The organism is Blautia sp. AF19-1 (assembly GCF_003479155.1).
Lineage (GTDB): Bacteria > Bacillota > Clostridia > Lachnospirales > Lachnospiraceae > Fusicatenibacter > Fusicatenibacter saccharivorans.
The window spans coordinates 1-2,071 of sequence record NZ_QUGQ01000048.1; the positions used below are offsets into that span (position 1 = coordinate 1).

2 protein-coding genes and 1 pseudogene are annotated in these 2,071 nt (G+C 36.3%); 2 read left to right on the forward strand and 1 reads right to left on the reverse strand.

Annotation, left to right across the window (positions count from 1 at the left end):
* Positions 1-497, reverse strand: a pseudogene (locus tag DWX26_RS16515) (Archaeal ATPase); the annotation flags it as partial.
* A gap of 250 nt (positions 498-747) precedes the next feature.
* Here DWX26_RS16515 and DWX26_RS17410 point away from each other — a divergent pair.
* Together DWX26_RS17410 and DWX26_RS16520 are read left to right on the forward strand one after the other, a co-directional pair.
* Positions 748-873 (forward strand): hypothetical protein, encoded by a 126-nt coding sequence (locus tag DWX26_RS17410; RefSeq protein WP_015540934.1) that lies wholly within the window; start codon positions 748-750, stop codon positions 871-873.
* A gap of 161 nt (positions 874-1,034) precedes the next feature.
* Positions 1,035-1,976: an Abi family protein gene (locus DWX26_RS16520; protein WP_118601792.1), complete on the forward strand. Its 942-nt coding sequence runs from the start codon at positions 1,035-1,037 to the stop codon at positions 1,974-1,976.
* The last annotated feature ends 95 nt before the right edge of the window (positions 1,977-2,071 follow it).

Sequence of the window (2,071 nt, forward strand, 5' to 3'; positions counted from 1 at the left end):
AGTTCTTTATCTCTTCCGATAAAATGACGGCATGGTTTCGGAACCTCACTGTCCATAATATAATCCAGCACAATGGGTGACAGGGCACCTCCGGCAATTAATTTTTGATTTTTAGTATCACGTTTGATAAATTGTCGCTCCATGCCAAAAGAAATCAGCTTTGCAAGAAAAAGCAGACGTGAGCTGGCTGGTTTGTACAGAGAAGCCAGATTTTTCTTTTTGGCATCGGAGATGGTGTCATCTTGTATAAATAATGTGTATATATCCTGCATAGCCATATTGCAGTCAGACATCAATGGAAGCAGATTCTGGTGAATGGTTTCTGCCAGTTTTTTCTGATTACTGGGTTTGGAATAGTAGGCAGATATTTTGGGACTGATCTTTGCTTGACCGGTCAGCCAACGACAAACCAGACCATTATCCATAGAAAAATCCTGATTTGCCGGATCATCCATAAAATCTTCAAATAATTCGTATAAAAAATCAGGCTGACTCATTTGATTACTTTCGCTGATATGATTTTTTAAGCAAGTGCTAATAGAAGAAAAATCGCATCGATTCAATAGAAATTCCCCTTTCGTAGTTAAGATTAAGTATATCTATCATAACGCGAACATATATTCGATTCAAGAAAATGCGGATATTTTTAAATTGATTGTGTCAATTTACAATCAATTTCTATTCAATGTGGTTTTCCGGCAGGTTCTGTAAAATAAGCTCAGATCAAAACAATGACGGGAGGAGCTTATGCAACAGAATATTGAATTTGAGCGGTGCATTGATTTTCTGGTACGGATGATTGATAAGTACGGCGAAGAAGTCCTCCGGGAGTTGGAGGAAGAAAAACAGAATAAGGAAGAAAAAACAGCATAGAATACTTCTGAGCGGGTATGGCTAAGAATGTTTTGGCGTATTGACAGGACATTTAAAATGACGTATACTAAGCTCAGTGATCGTTCTGTAGAAACTTGCGAAGCCTACAGGCGGGGGAGAGCCTGCGGGTCTCTCCCTCTTTTGTTTTAAGGAGAAATGATATGCAGACACCGAAAAAATTCTCTTCTTTTAGTGACCAGGTTTCCTGGATCAGTGATGAAAAGGGAATAAAAATAAAAGACAGAGAATATGCGGAAGAGATGTTACGTCAAATAGGATATTTTCCTCTTATGGGAGGATATAAACATCTTTTTAGAATATCGAATACAAAGAAATATAAAGTAGGAACAAGTTTTGAAGAAATAGTCAGTCTGTATAAGTTTGATGCAGAGCTTAGAGAGTTGTTCTTTAAATATTTACTGCAGATTGAGCGACAGATGCGTTCTTTGATGTCATACTATTTTACTGAAATGTATGGAGCAGAGCAGAAGCAGTACCTGGATGCTAATAATTATAATCATACAAAAAGAAATCATGCAACAATCGTAAAGTTGATAGCGACCTTGAAACGGGCAACAACGACCACAGATTACACATATATCAACTATTACCGCAAGACATATGGTGAAATTCCATTATGGGTTTTGGCAAATGTACTTACGTTTGGAAACTTATCAAAAATGTTTCGAGTATTTCCTCAATCTTTAAAATCAAAAGTATCAAAAAACTTTGAACCTTTGAATCAGCATCAGATGGAGCAGTTTCTATCTGTTCTCACTAAGTATAGGAATGTATGTGCCCATGGGGAACGACTGTTTACATACAGAACAGTAGATGCTATTGCGGATACACCGCTTCATAAAAAACTTTTATTGCCACAGAGTGGGAATCAGTATGAAAAAGGAAAACAGGATTTGTTTGCTGTGGTGATTGCTTTTAGATATCTATTACCTGGAAAAGATTTTCTGGAATTTAAAAGAAAGCTTATAAAAGAGATTGACCGAGTAAACAGAGAGGTAGAGCATATAAGCGAAACGGAATTATTGAATAAAATGGGTTTCCCGGAAAACTGGAAAAATATTACCAGATACCATTTAAAGTAAAGAAAAATCCTCTAAGAGATAGTGAAATACCTATTGTCTTAGCAATGTCATTAACTTAAAAGCAGAAGATATTTATTCCGAAATGGATTAGATAT